The organism is Deltaproteobacteria bacterium, assembly GCA_020848905.1.
In the GTDB taxonomy this organism is placed as follows: Bacteria; Myxococcota_A; Polyangia.
In genome coordinates this window covers 31,257-48,976 of sequence record JADLHG010000051.1, presented here as the reverse complement: position 1 = coordinate 48,976, position 17,720 = coordinate 31,257, and the positions used below count along the sequence as shown (strand labels likewise).

General features: G+C 66.0%; 16 protein-coding genes. 8 read left to right on the top strand and 8 right to left on the bottom strand.

Annotated elements, in window-relative coordinates:
* Positions 1-106: 106 nt before the first annotated feature.
* Positions 107-763: a hypothetical protein gene (locus IT371_22845; protein MCC6750521.1), complete on the top strand. Its 657-nt coding sequence runs from the start codon at positions 107-109 to the stop codon at positions 761-763.
* 21 nt (positions 764-784) lie between these two features.
* On the opposite strand, the gene IT371_22840 is transcribed toward IT371_22845, so the two are convergent.
* From IT371_22840 to fsa, 3 genes are all read right to left on the bottom strand, one after another.
* Positions 785-1,840: a hypothetical protein gene (locus IT371_22840; protein ID MCC6750520.1), complete on the bottom strand. Its 1,056-nt coding sequence runs from the start codon at positions 1,838-1,840 to the stop codon at positions 785-787.
* A 284-nt stretch (positions 1,841-2,124) separates the two neighbouring features.
* Positions 2,125-2,793 carry a TetR/AcrR family transcriptional regulator gene (locus IT371_22835; protein ID MCC6750519.1) on the bottom strand — a complete coding sequence of 223 codons (669 nt, stop codon included), beginning with the start codon at positions 2,791-2,793 and terminating at the stop codon, positions 2,125-2,127.
* Positions 2,794-2,820: 27 nt separating this feature from the next.
* On the bottom strand, positions 2,821-3,465 hold the full coding sequence (fsa, locus tag IT371_22830; GenBank protein MCC6750518.1) for a fructose-6-phosphate aldolase: 645 nt from the start codon (positions 3,463-3,465) through the stop codon (positions 2,821-2,823).
* 174 nt (positions 3,466-3,639) lie between these two features.
* On the opposite strand from fsa, the gene IT371_22825 reads away from it, so the two are divergent.
* A complete protein-coding gene (locus IT371_22825) occupies positions 3,640-4,380 on the top strand; it encodes a DUF72 domain-containing protein (protein MCC6750517.1) in 741 nt (246 codons plus the stop codon).
* An 86-nt stretch (positions 4,381-4,466) separates the two neighbouring features.
* Here IT371_22825 and IT371_22820 read toward each other — a convergent pair whose 3' ends face one another.
* On the bottom strand, positions 4,467-4,742 hold the full coding sequence (locus IT371_22820; protein MCC6750516.1) for a hypothetical protein: 276 nt from the start codon (positions 4,740-4,742) through the stop codon (positions 4,467-4,469).
* 696 nt (positions 4,743-5,438) lie between these two features.
* On the opposite strand from IT371_22820, the gene IT371_22815 reads away from it, so the two are divergent.
* The gene (locus IT371_22815) at positions 5,439-6,953 is read left to right on the top strand and encodes a leucyl aminopeptidase (protein MCC6750515.1); all 1,515 of its coding nucleotides are present in this window, start codon (positions 5,439-5,441) and stop codon (positions 6,951-6,953) included.
* A 74-nt stretch (positions 6,954-7,027) separates the two neighbouring features.
* Entirely contained in the window at positions 7,028-7,246 is a 219-nt protein-coding gene (gene infA, locus IT371_22810; GenBank protein ID MCC6750514.1) for a translation initiation factor IF-1, read from the top strand.
* Positions 7,247-7,680: 434 nt separating this feature from the next.
* Here infA and gyrB read toward each other — a convergent pair whose 3' ends face one another.
* The 4 genes from gyrB to dnaA form a co-directional block, all read right to left on the bottom strand.
* Complete coding sequence (gene gyrB / locus IT371_22805) at positions 7,681-10,158, bottom strand: DNA topoisomerase (ATP-hydrolyzing) subunit B (protein MCC6750513.1); 2,478 nt, start codon at positions 10,156-10,158, stop codon at positions 7,681-7,683.
* Between the two features lie 79 nt (positions 10,159-10,237).
* Entirely contained in the window at positions 10,238-11,350 is a 1,113-nt protein-coding gene (recF, locus tag IT371_22800) for a DNA replication and repair protein RecF (protein MCC6750512.1), read from the bottom strand.
* A gap of 22 nt (positions 11,351-11,372) precedes the next feature.
* Positions 11,373-12,476, bottom strand: coding sequence for a DNA polymerase III subunit beta (gene dnaN / locus IT371_22795; GenBank protein MCC6750511.1), 1,104 nt, complete (start codon positions 12,474-12,476; stop codon positions 11,373-11,375).
* Between the two features lie 450 nt (positions 12,477-12,926).
* A complete protein-coding gene (gene dnaA, locus IT371_22790) occupies positions 12,927-14,330 on the bottom strand; it encodes a chromosomal replication initiator protein DnaA (protein MCC6750510.1) in 1,404 nt (467 codons plus the stop codon).
* Positions 14,331-14,823: 493 nt separating this feature from the next.
* On the opposite strand from dnaA, the gene rpmH reads away from it, so the two are divergent.
* The 4 genes from rpmH (at position 14,824) to yidC (ending at position 17,635) form a co-directional block, all read left to right on the top strand.
* Positions 14,824-14,973, top strand: coding sequence for a 50S ribosomal protein L34 (rpmH, locus tag IT371_22785; protein MCC6750509.1), 150 nt, complete (start codon positions 14,824-14,826; stop codon positions 14,971-14,973).
* A 67-nt stretch (positions 14,974-15,040) separates the two neighbouring features.
* Positions 15,041-15,409 carry a ribonuclease P protein component gene (gene rnpA, locus IT371_22780; protein MCC6750508.1) on the top strand — a complete coding sequence of 123 codons (369 nt, stop codon included), beginning with the start codon at positions 15,041-15,043 and terminating at the stop codon, positions 15,407-15,409.
* Positions 15,406-15,717 (top strand): membrane protein insertion efficiency factor YidD, encoded by a 312-nt coding sequence (gene yidD, locus IT371_22775; protein ID MCC6750507.1) that lies wholly within the window; start codon positions 15,406-15,408, stop codon positions 15,715-15,717. Before rnpA ends, yidD begins: the two co-directional genes overlap by 4 nt.
* A gap of 34 nt (positions 15,718-15,751) precedes the next feature.
* A complete protein-coding gene (yidC, locus tag IT371_22770) occupies positions 15,752-17,635 on the top strand; it encodes a membrane protein insertase YidC (GenBank protein ID MCC6750506.1) in 1,884 nt (627 codons plus the stop codon).
* Positions 17,636-17,720: the final 85 nt, after the last annotated feature.

Here is a 17,720-nt window from a genome sequence, read left to right as displayed (position 1 = left end):
GCCCCGCCGGGTCACGGAAGCCCCCGTAGCCCCCCGGAGCCGCGAGAATGACGGCTCTTTCCAGGGGCACGAGCGTTGCAGCGCCACGCACCGGAGGTGCCGGCCCATGACACGACGCTTTGTACTGGCAGCGGCCTGCCTCGCGCTGCTCCCTCAAGTCGCGCGCGGAGCCGATTTCAAGGCGCAGCCCCATAACGAGGTCATCGCCGCGATCGTGGCCGACCTCCGCGCGGCGGGTCTGAACGCGCGCACGACGGACGTTCGCCTCACGAGCGGCGGGCTTCCCTCCTTCTGGTACACGGAAGCCTCGAACGGGAGCGTGACCTGGAGCGCCTCCGTCGACGGCGCCGTGGTGTCCGGCCGCGTCGAGGTGACGGCCCACGGACTGCACGCCACCGGTGGAAAGGTCACGGCCACGACGAGCATCACGTCGTTCAACGAGAGGGCCCGACAGCTCCTCGCCGCGCATCGCGACAGCACCTCGCGCGTCGCGATCACCCAGGCTGCCGCCGAACAGGCCTACCGCGCGCAGGTAGCGTCAGGGCTCGGGCTTCAAGGCCTCCGCTTCATCCCCGAGGCGCTCCAGGTGAAGGTCGAGGGCTACTCCGTCGAGCCCGACGGCGCGATCCAGCACCGCTTCTCGACCGTCAACCGTCCGCCGGGCCTCTTCGGCCTCTTCCGGCGCGTCCGCACGGCGGGCGCGGTGCGCGTCAGTCCGGGCGGAACTCCGGAGTATGCCGTGACGTGGGGCCGCCGCCGGTAGCGCGCCGCGACGAGGGCTCCTTCACGGAACGCGCTGACCGGTGAAGACGTTCTTGTCCCCCTCGATAGGGGACGTCGTGCGCGCGAAGGTCCACTTCCCGGCCCACACGCCCTCGTCCAGCCGCTCCCCTTCCCCGTCCTGGTTCCCGTCGCGCAGCCGCGCGCGGCCGGAGAGCTCGAGCGCCGTCCCCTGGCCGTCCACGCCGGCGATGCGGCTTTCGAGCTGCGACGCCGCCGCCGACAGGCCGAGCGTGCACGCGGTCGTCCATACGCCCTCGCCTCCCACCCCGGCACGTCGCGCGAGCTCCGCCCCGAGCGAGGCGCAATCGATCTGCGCACGCAAAAGGTCCCCGACACTCTTCGCCCCCTCGCGCAGGCGTGGAATGACGAGCTGGTTCAGCGCCTCGAGCAGAAACGGACCGAGCCTCAGCGACAGCCGATGCTCCCCCAAGACGAGGAGGTCGCTGCTCTCCCGACTCACCGGCACCCCTTGCGCCTCGGGCTCGGGCTTACCCCCGCTCGCCAGCGCGCGTTCGACGCGCTGCCCGTCGAGCGTCCACACCAGGCTCTGCACGCGGTGCTTCGCGGTGGTGGGGTCCGGTCCGCCCGACTCCCCGTCGGGGATGAGCGCCGAGACCAGCTCGAAGCGCCGCACGAGCGCGCGGAAATCCTGCCCCATGCGTTCGAGCGTCCCCGAGAGGCCCGGGGCGTTCTTCGTCAGCCAGCCCTTGAGCGCCTCCACTAGCAGCGGCTTGGCGAGCGAGGCGACCGCGCCGACCGCGCTCGGCAAGCGACCGACCACCGCGTCCACCAGCACCTTGGCCAGCGAGCCGTCGTCCGCACCCAGGTTCTGCAGCACGTTGAAGACCTCGCCGAGCGCTCCACCGCCGATCGCCCCGTCCAGCGAGAACGTGCTCTGCAGCCGATAGGTACCGCCCCACTTGAGCGGTCCCGCTGAGCCCGCCCCCGGGGCGTCGGGACCCGCGGGTCCCTCGCTCGGCCCCGCGCTGCTCCCCGGCTCGGGCCCAGGGGCACTCGGGTCGACCGCTCCCGGGCAGCCGCCTAACACCAGCAGCAACGCCAACCTCATTCCTCGCCCACGCACGAGCCTTTCCATGCGCTTTCCTCCCTCGGCGAGAACCGCCGAGGGCGAGGTTTTGCAGCGCCCGTGCCAGCTGCGCCCATGCTTGAAGATCCACGTCTTCGGCGAGCGGCGGCGATGCGCGCGGCGTGATCCGCCGGGGCCAGGACGTCGCTGTCCCAAGGTCAATCGACCTGACCGCGAGAGAATCCGGCACCAATGTCGGCCCTTTGACGACCCGGCGACTTTGCTGGCGAAGCGCGAGTCCTCCTACGCGCTGCTCAGCGCGCCACGGCGTCCCGCTCCCTCGGTGCCAGCTGCTCCCCCTCCCGCCGACGGACCCCGTCGTACGAGAGGGTGATGAGCTGGTGCACGAGGTCGGAGATCTCGGGGAAGCTGCGGTCGAAGATCGACTGCAGCAGCACGCGCTCCACGATGCCGATATGCGCGTACGCGACGAGCAAGGGATTGAGGTCGTCGCGCAACAGGCCGAGCTCGATGCCGAGACGCACGTTATCCGCCTCGACCGCGGCCATGCGCCGGTAGAAGTCGCGCACCATCGCCTCGAGCTGATCGTCCATGCCCATGGACTCGCGGTAAACCAGCCGCACGAGGTCCCGGTTCTCGCGAAAGAGCTTGGCCAGCGAGCTCGCCGCCTGCTCGACCCGCGCGAAGTACTCGCTCTTGGTCGCGACGTCGCGCGAGACCGACCGCCCGACGTCGGTCACGAGCTCGAAGAACTGCCGGATCAGCTCGTAGAAGGCGGCGCGCTTCTCGCCGAAGTAGAGGTAGAAGGTCCCCTTGGCGACTCCCGCGGCGCGCGTGACGTCGTCCACCGTCGCCGCGTGGTAGCCCTTCTGCGCAAAGACGCGGCGTGCGGCCTCGAGGAGCTGCGTGCACCTCTCGTCGCGTAGAGTCTTCTTCCCGTGCTCCGCGCCCTCGCCGGACATCTTGCCGCGTCCGCCCCTCTCTCTGCTCTACTGCGGGACCTTCTTCCAGTCCTCGAGGAAGCGCTGCAACCCGAGGTCCGTCAGGGGATGCTTCGCGAGCTGCTGGATGACGCCGAACGGCAGCGTCGCGATGTGCGCCCCCATCTGGGCCGCCTGCACCACGTGCGTCGGGTTGCGCACCGACGCCACGATGACTTCCGTCTCGTAGTCGTAGTTTTGGTAGATGGCCAAGATCTGCTCGACGAGCTGCATGCCGTCGCCGCTGATGTCGTCGACGCGCCCGACGAAGGGACTCACGTAGGTCGCCCCCGCCTTGGCCGCCAGCCAGGCCTGCGACGGGCTGAAGCAGAGGGTGACGTTGGTGTGAATCCCCTCCTGCGCCATGACCCGCGTGGCCTTGAGACCCTCGGTGATGAGCGGCACCTTGACCACGATGTTCGGCGCCACCTTCACCAGCTCGCGGGCCTCCTTGAGCATCCCGTCGCAGTCGGTGCTGATCACCTCCGCGCTCACCGGCCCCTTGACCACCTCGCAAATCTCCTCGAGCACCTGCCGAAAGGGCTTGCCGGTCTTGGCCACCAGCGAGGGGTTCGTGGTCACGCCGTCGAGCACGCCGAGCGCGTTCGCCTCGCGAATCTCTCGGATGTCGGCCGTGTCGATGAAGATTTTCATGGATGACTCCTCGGGATGGGTCGCGACCGGGCCCGTGGCACCACCATCGCCCAGTCGCAGGAGGGGACGTGCCGGCCATCCCCTTCGATCGGCACGGAAGGACCCGATTTGCGCGGTCTTCGTGCGGTTCCTGCGGAGAACCTACGAGCTTCCCTCCGGGTCGTCAAGGAGGCTATGCTGCGCCCCATGGCGAGCGCAGAGCACTCATCGACCTGGATGGCCGGATGCTGCGGCTTCGGGCCCAACCGAGGCCACTACCTCCGGCATCTCCCGCTCGTGGAGCTGCAGGACACCTTCTTCATGCCACCGCCCTTGAAGACCCTGGGGCGCTGGCGCCGCGAGGCTCCCGAGGACTTCACCTTCGTCCTCAAGGCGTGGCAGCTCATCACGCATCCGCCGGAAAGCCCAGGCTATAACAGAGTCACAGGGCCCTTCGCCCAGCGCGTCGCCGAGGCAGGCCTCTTCCGGGACACCGAGGTAGTTCGAGAGGCCTACGCCCTGCTCCTCGAGAGCGCGCGGGCCCTGCGCGCCCCCGCCATCCTCTTCGAGACGCCCCAGCGCTTCACCCCCACGGTCCAGAACCGACAGGCGATGACCCGCTTCTTCGAGCAGGCCGACCGCCAGGGCCTGGTCTTCGCCTGGGACCCGCGCGGAGTCTGGTCCGCAAGCGAGGTGGGGCGCATCTGCCGGGACCTTCGGCTGGTGCCGTGCGCGGACGGCCTCGAGCCCCTGCTCCCCTCCGACGCCGATTGCGCCTACGTCAAGGTCGCCGCCCGGCGGACGGAGGACCAGCTCCTGGCCTTGGCCGAGAGCCTGGCCCCGTTTCACCGCGCATTCTGCATCTTTAACACGGTGGACATGTATCGCGAGGCCATCCGGTTCCAGGCCCTGATCGGCACCCTGCGCAGCGAATAGCCTGTTACTCGTCCCCGGGAAAAAAAGAAAGGCGGCCACCGCATGACGGGGCCGCCCTCACTGCCGAGCTATCTCTTCGAATCGAACTAGAACGTGAACGTCGAGGTCGGGGTCGGTACCGCTGCCGGAGCAGCAGACTTTTTCTTTCCACCGGCCTTCTTTGAGCCAGCCGCCTTGGGCGCCTTCTTGGCAGCCTTCTTCTTGCCGGCCTTCTTCTTGGCGGCCTTCTTGGCAGCCTTCTTAGGGGCCTTCTTGGCAGCCTTCTTGGCCGCCTTCTTCGCGGCCTTCTTCGCGGCCTTCTTGGGGGCCTTCTTGGCCGCCTTCTTCGTAGCCTTCTTCTTCGCCTTCTTCGCAGTCGCCATTTGAATGACCCTCCCGATGGGTGAACCTGGGTACAGTTATATGCCTCTGATGAACGAGTGTCAATTAAATTAGATATAATTATGCTAAATTTTACTACTGTTTGTTCAATAGAGTTAATTCTTTGATAACTAAGGGAATCCTGGCCAATACCTAAGAAATTAGGCGAAGTAAGGGGTTGTGGGTGGCCCTCGGTTCCTCTCCCAGGCCAGGAAACCCCTTCCCTACCGCGCGCGGACAGCCTTCCGCGACAAGGCGGGCCCCCAAGCGGGCCCCAGCTCCCGGCTCCCTGGGGGCCGACCGCGGGCCCGTGCCCTTGGAGGACGACGCCTGGATTCCCGGCAATCCTGGTTCGACCAATATGTTCGGGCGCTTCGGGCTCCACATCGGGATACCTGCGGACCAAGATACCCACATGTCGGGTCCAAGCTGTGGACTCGTGCTCCTATTGCGCTGTACTTATTAAGTATTACGGACTCCTTCGGCTGTGGATGAGTCCCTCGCCGGTACTCCGGCGCCTTCTCAGCGCCTTTTCGAGTCCGTCATAGGCCCGCCCGATGGAGCCTAACCGGAGCGTTCGTTCCTGAGCCCGGCGGACTCCGGACCCAGGGCGCTTCCAGACAGCGAGGTCTCGCCCCTTTTGACACGCCCACGCAGTTCGCCATACGCTGCCGAGGGGCTCGGGAGCGCCCCCTTCCATGAAATTCTCATTTTACACAGAAGACCCACTTAATGCGGCCGCCGACCTGCTGGGTTTCGGCATCTTCGAGGGACAGCTCAGCGAGCTGAAATCCTTCAGCCAGCTCGACCTCGCCCTCGACGGGCTGCTCACCTCGCTCGTCGCCGAAGAGGATTTCCAAGGCAAGGAAGATCAGTCGCTGCTGCTGCACACCCACGGGCGGGTGAAGCCCACGCGCCTTCTGCTCCTCGGACTCGGCAAGCGAGAGGATTTCGACCTGCCGAACCTCCGCCAGTACGCCGCCCGACTGGTGGACGCCGCGAACGACCGCGGGTGCAAGGTCCTCGCGGCCATGCTGCCTCCCCTCGACCGCAGCGCGTGGGAACGTGCGGCCGAGTACTTCACCGAGGGGGCCATCCTCGGAACCTACCGCTTCGACCGCTACCAGGCCGAGGACCGACGCCGCAAGCTCAAGGTCGAGAGCGTCCGACTCGTCCTCGGCGCGGCCCCGGAGGATGCGGAAAAGGGGCCCTCCCCGGTTTGCCTGGCTCGCGCCGAGGTCGTGGCGCAGGCCGTCTGCTCCGCCCGCGACCTGGTGAACGAGCCACCGGGGGTCATGACCCCTCGCGCCCTCGGCGAGTTTGCGCGCGAGCTCGCGCTCAAGCAGGGCCTCGAGTGCAAGATACTCGGCCCCAAGGAGTGCGAGAAGCACGGCATGCGCCTGCTGCTCGCCGTCTCGCAGGGGAGCGTCGAAGAGCCCCGCTTCATCCACCTGACCTATCGCCCGAAGGGGAAGGACAAGCCCAAGCGTCGCATCGCGCTCGTCGGCAAGGGTGTCACCTTCGACTCGGGCGGTCTCTCGCTCAAACCCAGCCCCGGCATGTTGGACATGAAGACCGACATGGCCGGAGCAGCCGCCGTACTGGCCACGCTCGGCGCGCTCCCCTCCCTCGGGCTGAAGAGCGAGGTGCATGGCATCGTCGCGGCCACGGAGAACATGATTTCCGGCTCAGCCTACAAGCTCGGCGACGTCGTGACCGGCATGGGCGGCAAGTCGGTCGAGATCGTGAACACCGACGCGGAGGGCCGCCTTACGCTGGCCGACGCGCTGGCCTACGCGGTGAAGCTCTCCCCGGACGAAATCATCGACCTGGCCACGCTCACCGGAGCGTGCATGGTGGCCCTTGGCCCCTACAGCGCCGGCGTGATGGGCAACGACACGGCCATGGTGGAGCGGTTCCTCGGGTCAGCGCGTCGCGTCGGGGAGGAGGCCTGGCAGCTTCCGCTCCCCTCCCGCCTGAAGGAGCAGCTCAAGAGCCCCATCGCGGACCTCAAGAACGCCGGAGAACGCTGGGGCGGCGCGCTCACCGCCGGTCTCTTCTTGAAGGAGTTCGTCGGCACGCTGCCGTGGGTGCACGTGGACATCGCGGGCCCGTCGAACGCGGAGAAGGCGTGGGGGCACGTTCGGCAAGGTGGAACCGGCTACGGGGTCTCCACGCTCATCGACTACCTTCAGTCGCGCGACGGCAGCTAGACCCTTTGGGGGGATTCCCGCAGGGCACCGTATTCCTTGACGCCCGCGACCACCCTGCCTAGACTACGCGCCGCATGAGTCGCGACGACGCGATTGAATTCGAGGGAACGGTCGCCGAGGTGTTGGCAGGCGGCCTTTTCCGCGTTGAGATAGCCGACGGGCACACCGTGCTCGCGCACCTTTCGGGCAAAATGCGGAAGTTTCGCATCCGCATCGTGCTCGGGGACCAGGTGACCGTGGCCGTCTCTCCCTATGATCCGACGCGAGGCCGAATCGTTTATCGGGCCAAGTAGCCTCGCCCTGCGTCCTCGCCGCTGGCTGCAGCGCGAGGAAACGCTAGCTCTTCGGGCAAGCTGCATATGGCCCCCGGCCGAGACGGATCGAGGGGCACCTGCGTAGGGCGAGCACCGCTCGTCCACGTCACGGGAGACGTGCGTTCGCGCGCCTTCTCCCGCGCACTTCAGGTCCCGTCCCCGGGCCTCTCGACGCGGCGACGAAACTCGCGCCGGTCTTCCCGCGCCAGCGGAAGCCGCACCACGCGGGACTCCACGGCGTATTCCACCCCGCCCGCACTCGCCCGCCGCGGTACCAGACAGTGGATTTCAATTTCTTTTTTGCTCATCGAGACATGCCCTCTGCCGGAGGTCTATCCGACATTAGAGCACATCCGTCGCGGGGCACAACTTCCCCGCTCCGCGCAGCCCCGGCCGGGGCATGAGACGCGCGACTACACGTCCAGGTTCCGCACGTTGAGCGCGTTCGACGAGATGAAGTCCCGCCGCGGCTCGACCTGGTCCCCCATGAGCACGGTGAAGATGCCGTCCGCCTCCACCGTGTCGTCCACGCGCACCTGCAGCAACGTGCGCGTCTCCGGGTTCATCGTGGTCTCCCAGAGCTGCTCGGGGTTCATCTCGCCGAGACCCTTGTAGCGTTGAATCTGCAGCCCCTTGCGCCCCACCTTGTCCACCCCGTCCACGAAGCGTTCGAGCAGGGGGACCGGCTCCTCGACGTCCGGGCCCGCCAGCGTGCACGGCGAGGTGAGCCCCGTCGCGTCGAAGGCCTGCCGCAGCGCCCGCAGCTCCGCCATCTCCGGCGCCGCGAGAAACGCACGATCGATCACCGTGAAGACCGGCACGCCGTTCACGCGCGTCTCGCAGACCACGCGCAGGTTGCTCCCCTCCCCCTCGTCCTCGAGGCTGAACTTCAGCGGGAGCACCTCGGGGTAGTAGGTCTTCAGGTACTGCTCCGTGCGACCGAGCTGCTCGGCGAGCCTCTGCTCGTCGGACATCGTCTCGGCCGTGATACCCGGCTGCGCCACCATGGCCTGCACGACGCGCGCGTCGCCCTTGCGTGCGAGCTTCTGGAAGACGCGCCGGAAGCGAAGCGACTTGTGCGCGAGCTCCTTCAGTAGCGCCCCCTCGATCGTCCGCCCCTCCCGGTCCACGAGCTTTCCCTCGTCGAGCGCGGCGTCGATCACGAAGTCGTCGAGCGCTTGCTCGTTCTTCAGGTAGAGCTCCCTCTTGCCGCGCTTGACCTTGTAGAGCGGCGGCTGCGCGATGAACAGGTGTCCCCGCGCCACCACCTCGGGCATCTGCCGGTAGAAGAGCGTGAGCAGCAGCGTGCGAATGTGCGACCCGTCCACGTCCGCGTCCGTCATCAGCACGATGCTGTGGTAGCGCAGCTTGCTGATGTCGAAGTGGTCCTCGCCGACGCCGCAGCCGAGCGCGGTGATGAGGGTCGCTATCTCCTGCGACGAGAGCACCTTGTCGAAGCGCGCCTTCTCGACGTTCAGGATCTTGCCTCGCAGCGGCAGGATGGCCTGATGCCGTCGGTCGCGCCCCTGCTTGGCCGAGCCACCCGCGGAATCTCCCTCGACGATGAAGATCTCGGCGAGCGCCGGGTCGCGCTCCTGGCAGTCGGCCAGCTTGCCAGGCAGCGAGTTCGCGTCGAGCGCCCCCTTGCGCTGCACGAGCTCTCGCGCCTTGCGCGCCGCCTCGCGCGCCCGCGCGGCCATGATCGCCTTGTCGATGATCGCCCGCGCCTGCCGCGGATGCTCCTCGAGGTAGTTCCCCAGCCGCTCGTTTACGACCGCCTCGACGACCCCCTTCACCTCGCTCGAGACCAGCTTCTCCTTCACCTGGCTGTTGAACTTCGGGTCGGGGTGCCGGACGCTGATGATCGCCGTCATCCCCTCGCGCAGGTCGTCGCCGCCGAGGCTGGTCTTCATGTCCTTCGTCTGCTTCGACGAAGCGATGTAGTTGTTCACCGTGCGGGTCAGCGCGGCGCGAAAGCCCGTCAGGTGGGTGCCGCCGTCACGATTCGGGATGTTGTTCGTGAAGCAGTAGACGAGCTCCTGATACGAATCGTTCCACTGCACGGCGATCTCGATCTTGATCTCGTCCCGCTCGTCGAGGATGTGCACCACGTCGGGGTGCACCGGCACCTTGTTGCGGTTCACGTACTCGACGAACGCCGCGAGCCCCCCTTCGGCGGTGAAGTCCTGCTGCCGGCCGTCGCGTTCGTCGGCCAGGGTGATGACCACGCCTCGATTCAGGAAGGCCAGGTCGCGCAGGCGATGCGATAGCACGTCGAAGGAGAACTCGACGGTGGCGAAGATGGTCGGGTCGGGCTTGAAGCGAATCTTGGTGCCCGTGGCGTTCGATTCTCCGACGCATGCCAGGGGCGCCTCGGCGTCCCCTCGGTGATAGCGCTGTTGATAGATGCCCCCCTCGCGACGAATCTCGAGGTTCAGCTCCTCGGACAGCGCGTTCACCACCGAGGCCCCGACGCCGTGCAGCCCCGCCGACACCTTGTACTGCCCGCCGCCGAACTTCCCGCCGGCGTGCAGCACCGTCATGATCACCTCCGCGGCCGAGATGCCCTTGTCGGGGTGGATGCCGACCGGGATGCCGCGTCCATCGTCCTCGACGGTGACCGACCCGTCGGCGTGAATCTTCACGTCGATGCGGTTGCCGAAGCCCGCCACCGCCTCGTCGATCGAGTTGTCCACGAGCTCGTAGACCAGGTGGTGCAGCCCCGTCCCGTCGTCCGTGTCCCCGATGTACATCCCGGGTCGCTTGCGGACGGCCTCGAGGCCTTCGAGAACCTGAATGTCTCCGGCACCGTACTCGCTGGAGGGAGCGGAGGGCACCTGAGGCTCGAGGGGCGCATCCGGGTCGCGAGAAGGGGGGAGCGTGGTTTCCATATGTCTGGATTTTTCTCTTAAGTTACAAGACTATATACGTTCTAGCACACCGATCGCGCAGAGTAAAGGCGAAACGGCCTCAGGACAGGGGGCTGATTCTTCCATCTAACACGTTGAAGTTAAAACGATTATCGCGAATGGGAATCAGCTCGGGACGGGTGGTGGTGATGAGGACCTGACACTCAATTTCATTCAGAATCTTGAAGAGATATTCGTTCCGGAGCGGATCGAGCTCGCTCGACACGTCGTCCAGTAGTAGCAGCGGGTAGTGTTTATACTGCTGATATATATCAATAATCTGAGAAATACGAAACGCCAGGACGAGGGTTCGCACCTGCCCCTGCGAGGCGAAGAGGCGCGCAGGCTCGCCGTCCAGCCGGAACTCCACGTCGTCCAGGTGCGGACCGGCGGAGGCCGTGAGGCGTCGGGCCAGGTCCTGCGCCCGTCCGAGCCGGAGGAGCCGCCCCAGCGCCTCTGCCAGGGCCGGGAGGGCGTCGCCCGCCGCCAGGACCTCCGGATGGGTGGCGTAGCGGAGCTCGGCGTGTCCGCACCCCTGCGCCACGCGCTGGTAGCGGTCCGAGAAGCCCGGCGTCACCTGACGCAGGTAGCGCTGCCGCGTGGCGCAGATCTTCGCCCCTAGTCCCGCCAGCTGGGCGTCGTACACGGTCAAGAGCTCCTCGAGCTCGCGCGGCCGGTCGCGGAGCAGGCGATTCCTGCTCTGCAGCGCCCGGGCGTAGTCCCGAACCAGCACGCGGTAGGCCGGCCAGAGCGCTCCCACCGCCTCGTCGACCAGCCGCCGTCTTCGCGCGGGGCTGCCCCGCGGCACGACCAGGTCCTCGGGAGTGAAGAGAATCGCCGCGAGGCCGCGAAGCTGCTCGCTTGTCTCGTGGGCCACCTTGCCGTCCAACCGAATCCGCCGGCCTTTCGGGCCGAGCGTGATGCGGAGGTGACGTTCGATGCCGTCCTCGTCGAGCCGCGCGTCTACCCAGGCTTCCATCGTACCGTGCCGTAGCAGCTCGCGGGCACGCACCGCGCGAAACGAGGACCGGCAGGCCAGGAGGTACGCCGCCTCGAGGAAGTTGGTCTTCCCCTGGCCGTTGTTGCCGGCGAGCACGTTGAAACGGGGGTGGAGGGTAACGGCCTGTGCGGCCAGGTTCCGGAACTGGAACGTCTCGACGCGTTGGAAGATCAACGCCCGCGTTCCCGGCCGCGGGTCAGATGCGCATGGGCATGATCACGCCCACGTGGTCCCTGCCTGCCTCCGGACGTACGAGCCCCGGGTCCAGCTCGCCGTTCAGCTCGAGCACCACGCGGTCGGCGGTCATCTCTCCGAGGGCGTCGATGAAGTAGCGGGCGTTGAAGCCGATCACGAGCTCCGTCCCGTCGTAGTTCACCTCGAGGTCTTCCTGGGCCTCGCCGAGGTCCGGGTTGTCGCTCGTGATTCGCAAACGCCCCTTCGCCAGGTCCATGCGAATGCCCCAGCTTCGCTCCGACGACATGATCGATACGCGCTTGAGCGATTCGAGAAAACCCGCGCGATCGAGGACCACCTGCTTCTCGCTCTCGGGAGGAATCACCTGCTGATACGGAGGGAACTGAGCGTCCACGAGCGCGACGCTGAGCACCACGTCTGCCGAACGCACGAACACGTTGTTCTGCGCGAAACCCACGTCGCACGTGCCGTGAGCCGCCTCGAGCAGCCGCCGGATTTCGAGCACTCCCTTGCGCGGAATGATGACTCCCCGCTCGAGCGACGGACTGCTGCCGACCTCGCGCTCCACCTTGCTCAGGCGATGGCCATCCGTGGAGACCATGCGAATGACTTTGCCATCGCTTTCGAGATAGATGCCCGAAAGGTGCGGTCGCGTCTCGTCGCTCGATACGGAGATGATGGTCTTCCCGATCATCTCCGCCAGGGTAGCTGCGTCGATCTCCTTGAAGGTCACCTCCCGATGGTCCGGAATGCGGGGAAAATCCTGCCCCGACATCCCCACCAATTTGTAGCGTGCCTTCCCGGCGCGGATCTCCGCCCAGTTGTTGTCCATCTTCTTCAGAGCCACCTCGTCGCCGGGAAGCCCCTTCACGATCTCGTAGAGATGCTTCGCACCGAGGCAGAGACCGCCTTCCTTGACCACCTTGGCGGAGACCTCCGCGACCATGCTGATGCGCAGGTCGGTCGCATCGCAAACGATGGCTTCTTTTCCCTCGCTGCGAAGACGTACGTTGGCTACCGCCGGGTTCGTGCTCCGCCGGTCGGCGATGCCTTGGGCCAGGTAGAGGCCTCTCAGGAACTCGTTCTTGTTGATCTTGAATTCCATCACCAGCTCTCCACAGCGGTCTCTATTAATAGATCCTATACATATATAGAATCAGTCGACGTAGTAGTGCCTGTGAATTAGTGGATAACGACCATATGTAGCTAAGAATGAAGTCATTGATCCTGTGTCCAGACTGCGGATCGTTGTGGGTGCAAACTGGGGAGCGGATAAGAGCCTAGGATGTGCACAGGACTCCCACAGGGGATATCCACACTTCATCAAGGTACGTCGGTCCATCGGGAAGTGGGAGCTCATCATGGGCTGAAAGGGGTGCTCCACGCGGCGAAACGTGGCGTGGGCGTAACATGAAGGGGCTGCAGTTGGCAAGCCGAGGGGTGGGCCGAGGAGAAGTCGTGGCAGGGGACAGGAACCCCCGCGAGGAGCCCCAGAACGTGGCTGCAACGCCCCGCCTGACGAGGTTGCGGTCGAGTGTTCGCGTGTGACAGCAGGCTAGAGCTGGAGCTGTCGCTCGAGCGCTTCGACAGTCGTCCGAATGGAGAGGTCTTTGTCCACGAGCTCCTCGATCTTGCGACAGGCGCTGATCACGGTGGAATGGTCCTTACCACCAAAGCGCTGGCCTATTTCGGGGAAACTCGCGCCGATGAGCTTACGCGCCAGATACATCGCTATTTGGCGAGGGCGAGCAACGGCCTTATGGCGCTTCGGGCTCTTCAGGTCCGCCACCTTCAGATTGAAATAGGAGGCGACCTCCTTCTGGACCGTCTCGATGCTCAAGTTGGCCGTCGCCTGGGAGAGGAAGTTCTTGAGGCTCTCCTGGGCGAACTGCACGGTTATCTCGCTAGCCTGAAGCGAGGCAAAGGCGGCGAGACGAATCAGCGAGCCCTCGAGCTCACGCACGTTGGACTTGATGTGCGTGGCCAGGTAGTGCGCCACCTCGTTCGGCAGGTGGATGCGCTCGACCTCGGCCTTCTTCTTGAGAATGGCGACGCGCGTCTCGAGCTCCGGATGCTGTATGTCGGCGATGAGACCCCACTGAAAGCGGGTCCGAAGGCGATCCTCGAGGTCCGGAATCTCGTGGGGGTACTTGTCCGACGTGACGACGATCTGCCGATGCAGGTCGTAGAGCGCGTTGAAGGTGTGGAAGAACTCGTCCTGCGTGCCTGTCTTGCCGGCGATGAACTGGATGTCGTCGATGAGCAGGACGTCGCAGCGTTCGCGGTACTTGACGCGGAAATCCTCCATGCGCTGCGAACGAAGGTGATTGATGTACTCGTTCACGAAGCGCTCGGAGGAGAGGTAGACGATGCGAGAGTTCGGCTGGCGGGCCCTGATCTCGTGCCCGATGGCGCACAGGAGGTGGGTCTTGCCGAGGCCGACGCCTCCATAGATGAAGAGCGGGTTGTATTTTGCCGCCGGCATCTCGCCGACCGCGCGGGAGGCGGCGTGGGCGAGCTGATTCGACGGCCCGACCACGAAGGACTCGAAGCGGTAGCGCTGGTTCAGATCGGCGTCCCAGCCTCCGCCGGCCGAGACCGGTTCGGCGGCCACCGATTCCGTCTCGGGAAGGTGGACCGGCTCGTGGACCCGTTCGTCGAGCTCGAAGGCGACGTGGAAGTCGAGCTCGCTGTACTGGCGCAGCTCCTGGAGCACAATCGATAGATAGTTGTCCTCGAACCACTCCTTGATGTAGCGGTTCGGCGCGCGGAGGGTGATGGTCTCTCCATCCACGGACTGGCAAGAAATCGGGCGCAGCCACATGTCGAAGTTGTGCGGCTTGATGCGCAGCTGCAGCGAATCGAGAGCGCGCTGCCAGAGGTCGTGTCGCTCACGCGTAGGGGTAGTGGAAGTCACGGGAGCTTCGTCGCTGTGAATAGCCAAATTGTGATTAGCCATCAAAGGGATGCGAGGAGTTGACCAGCACTTATCCACAGGTGGAAAAGCGGGCGCTCGACTGCCTCCTGCGTGAAGACATCCTTCATAGAAGAACCCTGACTGAGTTGTGGGTCGCGCGGTGCCGCGCGAGTTCGTGTGGTAGCAAAGCGCGAAGACTCCGCGCAAGGCAAAACTCGGAGCGACAGACATCCGGCACGAATTGCTCGAAAATAACCTGCGGCGAAATGTGGGCGGCGCGCAGGCCGCGAAGGCGGTATTCTCGACGAGAAGTCAGGGCGTGAGGATCGCAGCACAAACGACGGCGCGTGAAGGGATCATGGATCTCGGGTTGGGGCGATCCTCCTCTGGATCTGGATCTCGGGACGCTTCGATCTCACGGTGAGGAGTGCGAAGAAACGCGCCGACCACCCTGGGATCGCGTTCGAGATGAGCTTCCCTTGACAGGGGAAGGGATCGCTGTTATCTGAGGCAGTCTTTTTATGGAGCGGAAGCGGTGAAACGCACATACCAACCGCACAATAAGCGACGGCGCAGGACCCACGGGTTTCGGCGTCGGATGCTCACCACGGGCGGCCGGAAGGTGCTCAACGCTCGACGTCGGCGAGGCCGGCTGCGGGTGTCGGTAGGCACTCCGCGCAAGTAGCGCAGCCCAAGTGTCCCCGTGAGGGGGACCTCCCCACGTGAGCCGTCCGGACGTCACGCCACAGCCAGTGCCGCAGGCAGGTCAGCGCCTGTTGCGTGCGGACCGGCTCACCCAGCGGCGCGAATACCTGGCGGTCCAGGGCCAGGGGCGAAAGGTGCATCTCGACCACCTGCTGGCCTTCATTCGCCCGAGCTCGGGGCGTCGTCGTCTCGGCATCACGGTGAGCCGGAAGGTGGGAAACGCCGTGATCCGGAATCGGCTGAAGCGGCTGATTCGCGAGGCGTGGCGGCGCTGCAAGGGGCAATTCCCGATGGGCTACGACCTGGTGTTGGTGGCCAAGCGCAGCGGGGCGGAGGCGACGTACGCGGACGTCTTCCGGCAACTGCTGCAGGTCGCCCGCAAGATGGAGCCGAAGCGGCAGCGAGATGGTGCATGACGAGGTCGCGTGACGTCAGCTGGGCAGGGCACGGAGAGCTGGAGCGCTCGAAGCGGTGGGTGCGGACCCTCTGCGCCGTCGGGCTGCTGCCGAGCCGCGCGCTGGTGGCTATTCTGCTCGCGCTCGTCGCTTTCTACCGTAAGGTGGTGTCCCCGGGGCTTTCCCCCCGCTGCCGCTTCTCGCCGTCGTGTTCGGCGTACGCGGCAGAGAGCCTGCAGCGCTACGGCCTGGTTCGCGGGCTCTGCAAGGCGGGCTGGAGGCTGTGCCGCTGCCATCCCTGGGGCGGCGCAGGTTACGACCCACCCTGACCGGGCTCATCACGAGCCCAGCTGAGGAGTCTTCATGAGCAGCACGGTCCGGATCATCCTCACGGTGGTGATCTGCCTCGGACTACTCGTTGCGTATGAGATGCTCTTCAGGCCGCCGGCGCCGCCGCCCGACGCCGGCAGCGCCTCGGGGACGGGGACCGCCTCGGGGACGGGGACCGCCTCCGGCACGGGCGCCGCCTCCGGCACGGGCGCCGCCTCCGGCACGGGGACCGCCTCCGGCACGGGCACGGCCGGGGGCACGGCTGCTGGGGCCGCGAGCAAGCCGACTGTCGTGGAAGGGAAGCCGCCCGCCGGGCCGCGGTCGGCCACGGTGGAAGGCAAGCAGGTCACGCTCTCTCACCCGTCCGGGAAGGTCACCTTCACCGACCGGGGCGCCGCCCTCCGCAGCTGGAGCCTTTCGAACCCGCGCTACCGCGAAACGAAGGAGGGGAGGCTCGTCCCGGTGGACCTAGTCCAGACGGAGGCGGGCAAGGGTCCTTGGCCCCTGCTGACGCTCTTTCCGGGTTCCGAGTTCGAGGTGCCCCCCGACGCGGAGTTCAAGCTGGTCAAGCAAGAGGCCCAGCTTCTGCGGTACGTCTGGCAATCGGACAAGGTGCGGGTGACCAAGCAGTACGACCTCGACGCGCGGTGGCCCGTGATGTGGATGTCGCTGCAGGTCGAGAACCTGACGTCGAAGGCCCTGCGGCAGCGGCTCGAGGTCAAGCTCCACGGTCGCCAGGACCCGCATTCCGCCGCGCCGAGCTTCACGAACCCCTATCCGCGCATTCCCACCGGCCTCTGCTACGTGAACGGCGAGCTGCACCGCCGCAGCCTCGCGGGCATCCTCGGTACGGAGAGCGGTTGCACGGCTGCCGGGTGCGGCTCCGGCGAGCAGGGTCCCGTGAACAAGGTCGGGGAAACGTTGTGGCTGGCGACCGACGACCGGTACTTCCTCACGGCCGTCGTGCCGCAGAGCCCGCAGCGCGAGCGACGCTGCGAGATCAAGCAGCTCGGCGACCAGCTCATCGAGGTGTCGCTCCTCTATTCCGAGGGCTCGCTCGAGCCCGGAAAGCCGCTCAAGGAGAAGTTCGCCGTCTTCGCGGGGGCCAAAGAGCTGCACCAGATGGACGCGGTGAAGGGCCCGCAAGGGAGCGAAGCGCACCTCGGAGAGGCGATCGAGCTCGGCTGGTTCGCCGTGCTCTGCCGGCCGATGCTCTGGCTCATGCACAAGTTCTACGCCCTGTTCGGCAACTGGGGCATCGCGATCATTCTGCTCACGCTGGTGGTGAAGCTGCTCACCCTCTACTGGACGCAGAAGAGCATGCGCTCCATGCGGGCCATGCAGAAGCTGAAGCCCGAAATCGACCGCCTGCGCGAGAAGTACAAGGAGGACAAGCAGCGACTGAACCAGGAGATGATGGGGCTCTACAAGGCGAACAAGGTGAACCCGCTGGGCGGGTGTCTTCCCATGCTGATTCAGATGCCCGTCTGGTTTGCGCTATATCGAACGCTCGGTAACGCGGTCGAACTTTACCACTCGAGCTTCTTCGGCTGGATCACGGACCTCACGGCGCCGGACCCCTACTACGTGCTGCCATTGCTCCTCGGCGCGGCGATGTACGGGCAGCAGGCCATCACGCCGCAGCCGATGGAGGGGCCTCAGGCGAAGATGATGAAGTACTTCATGCCCGGGATGTTCACGGTCATGATGCTCTGGCTCCCCTCCGGCTTGACGCTCTATATCTTCGTGAACACCCTTCTGACCATGCTTCACCAGTGGTACATGAACAAGAGCGACCCCCCCATGGCGCCGGTGAAGGCCAGCCCGGCGACCCGCGAGACGGCGACCAAAGGACCCCAGGGGGGCAACGGGCAGCGCGGCGCGGGACCTCGGGGGCAGAAGAAGAAGAAGGGCTAGGCCGGAACGCGCCGGGTTATGATGGGGCGCGGTCGACGTGACCCGCTCAGCTTGGAGGCGTCGTCGAGGCGCACTCTCGCGCCGA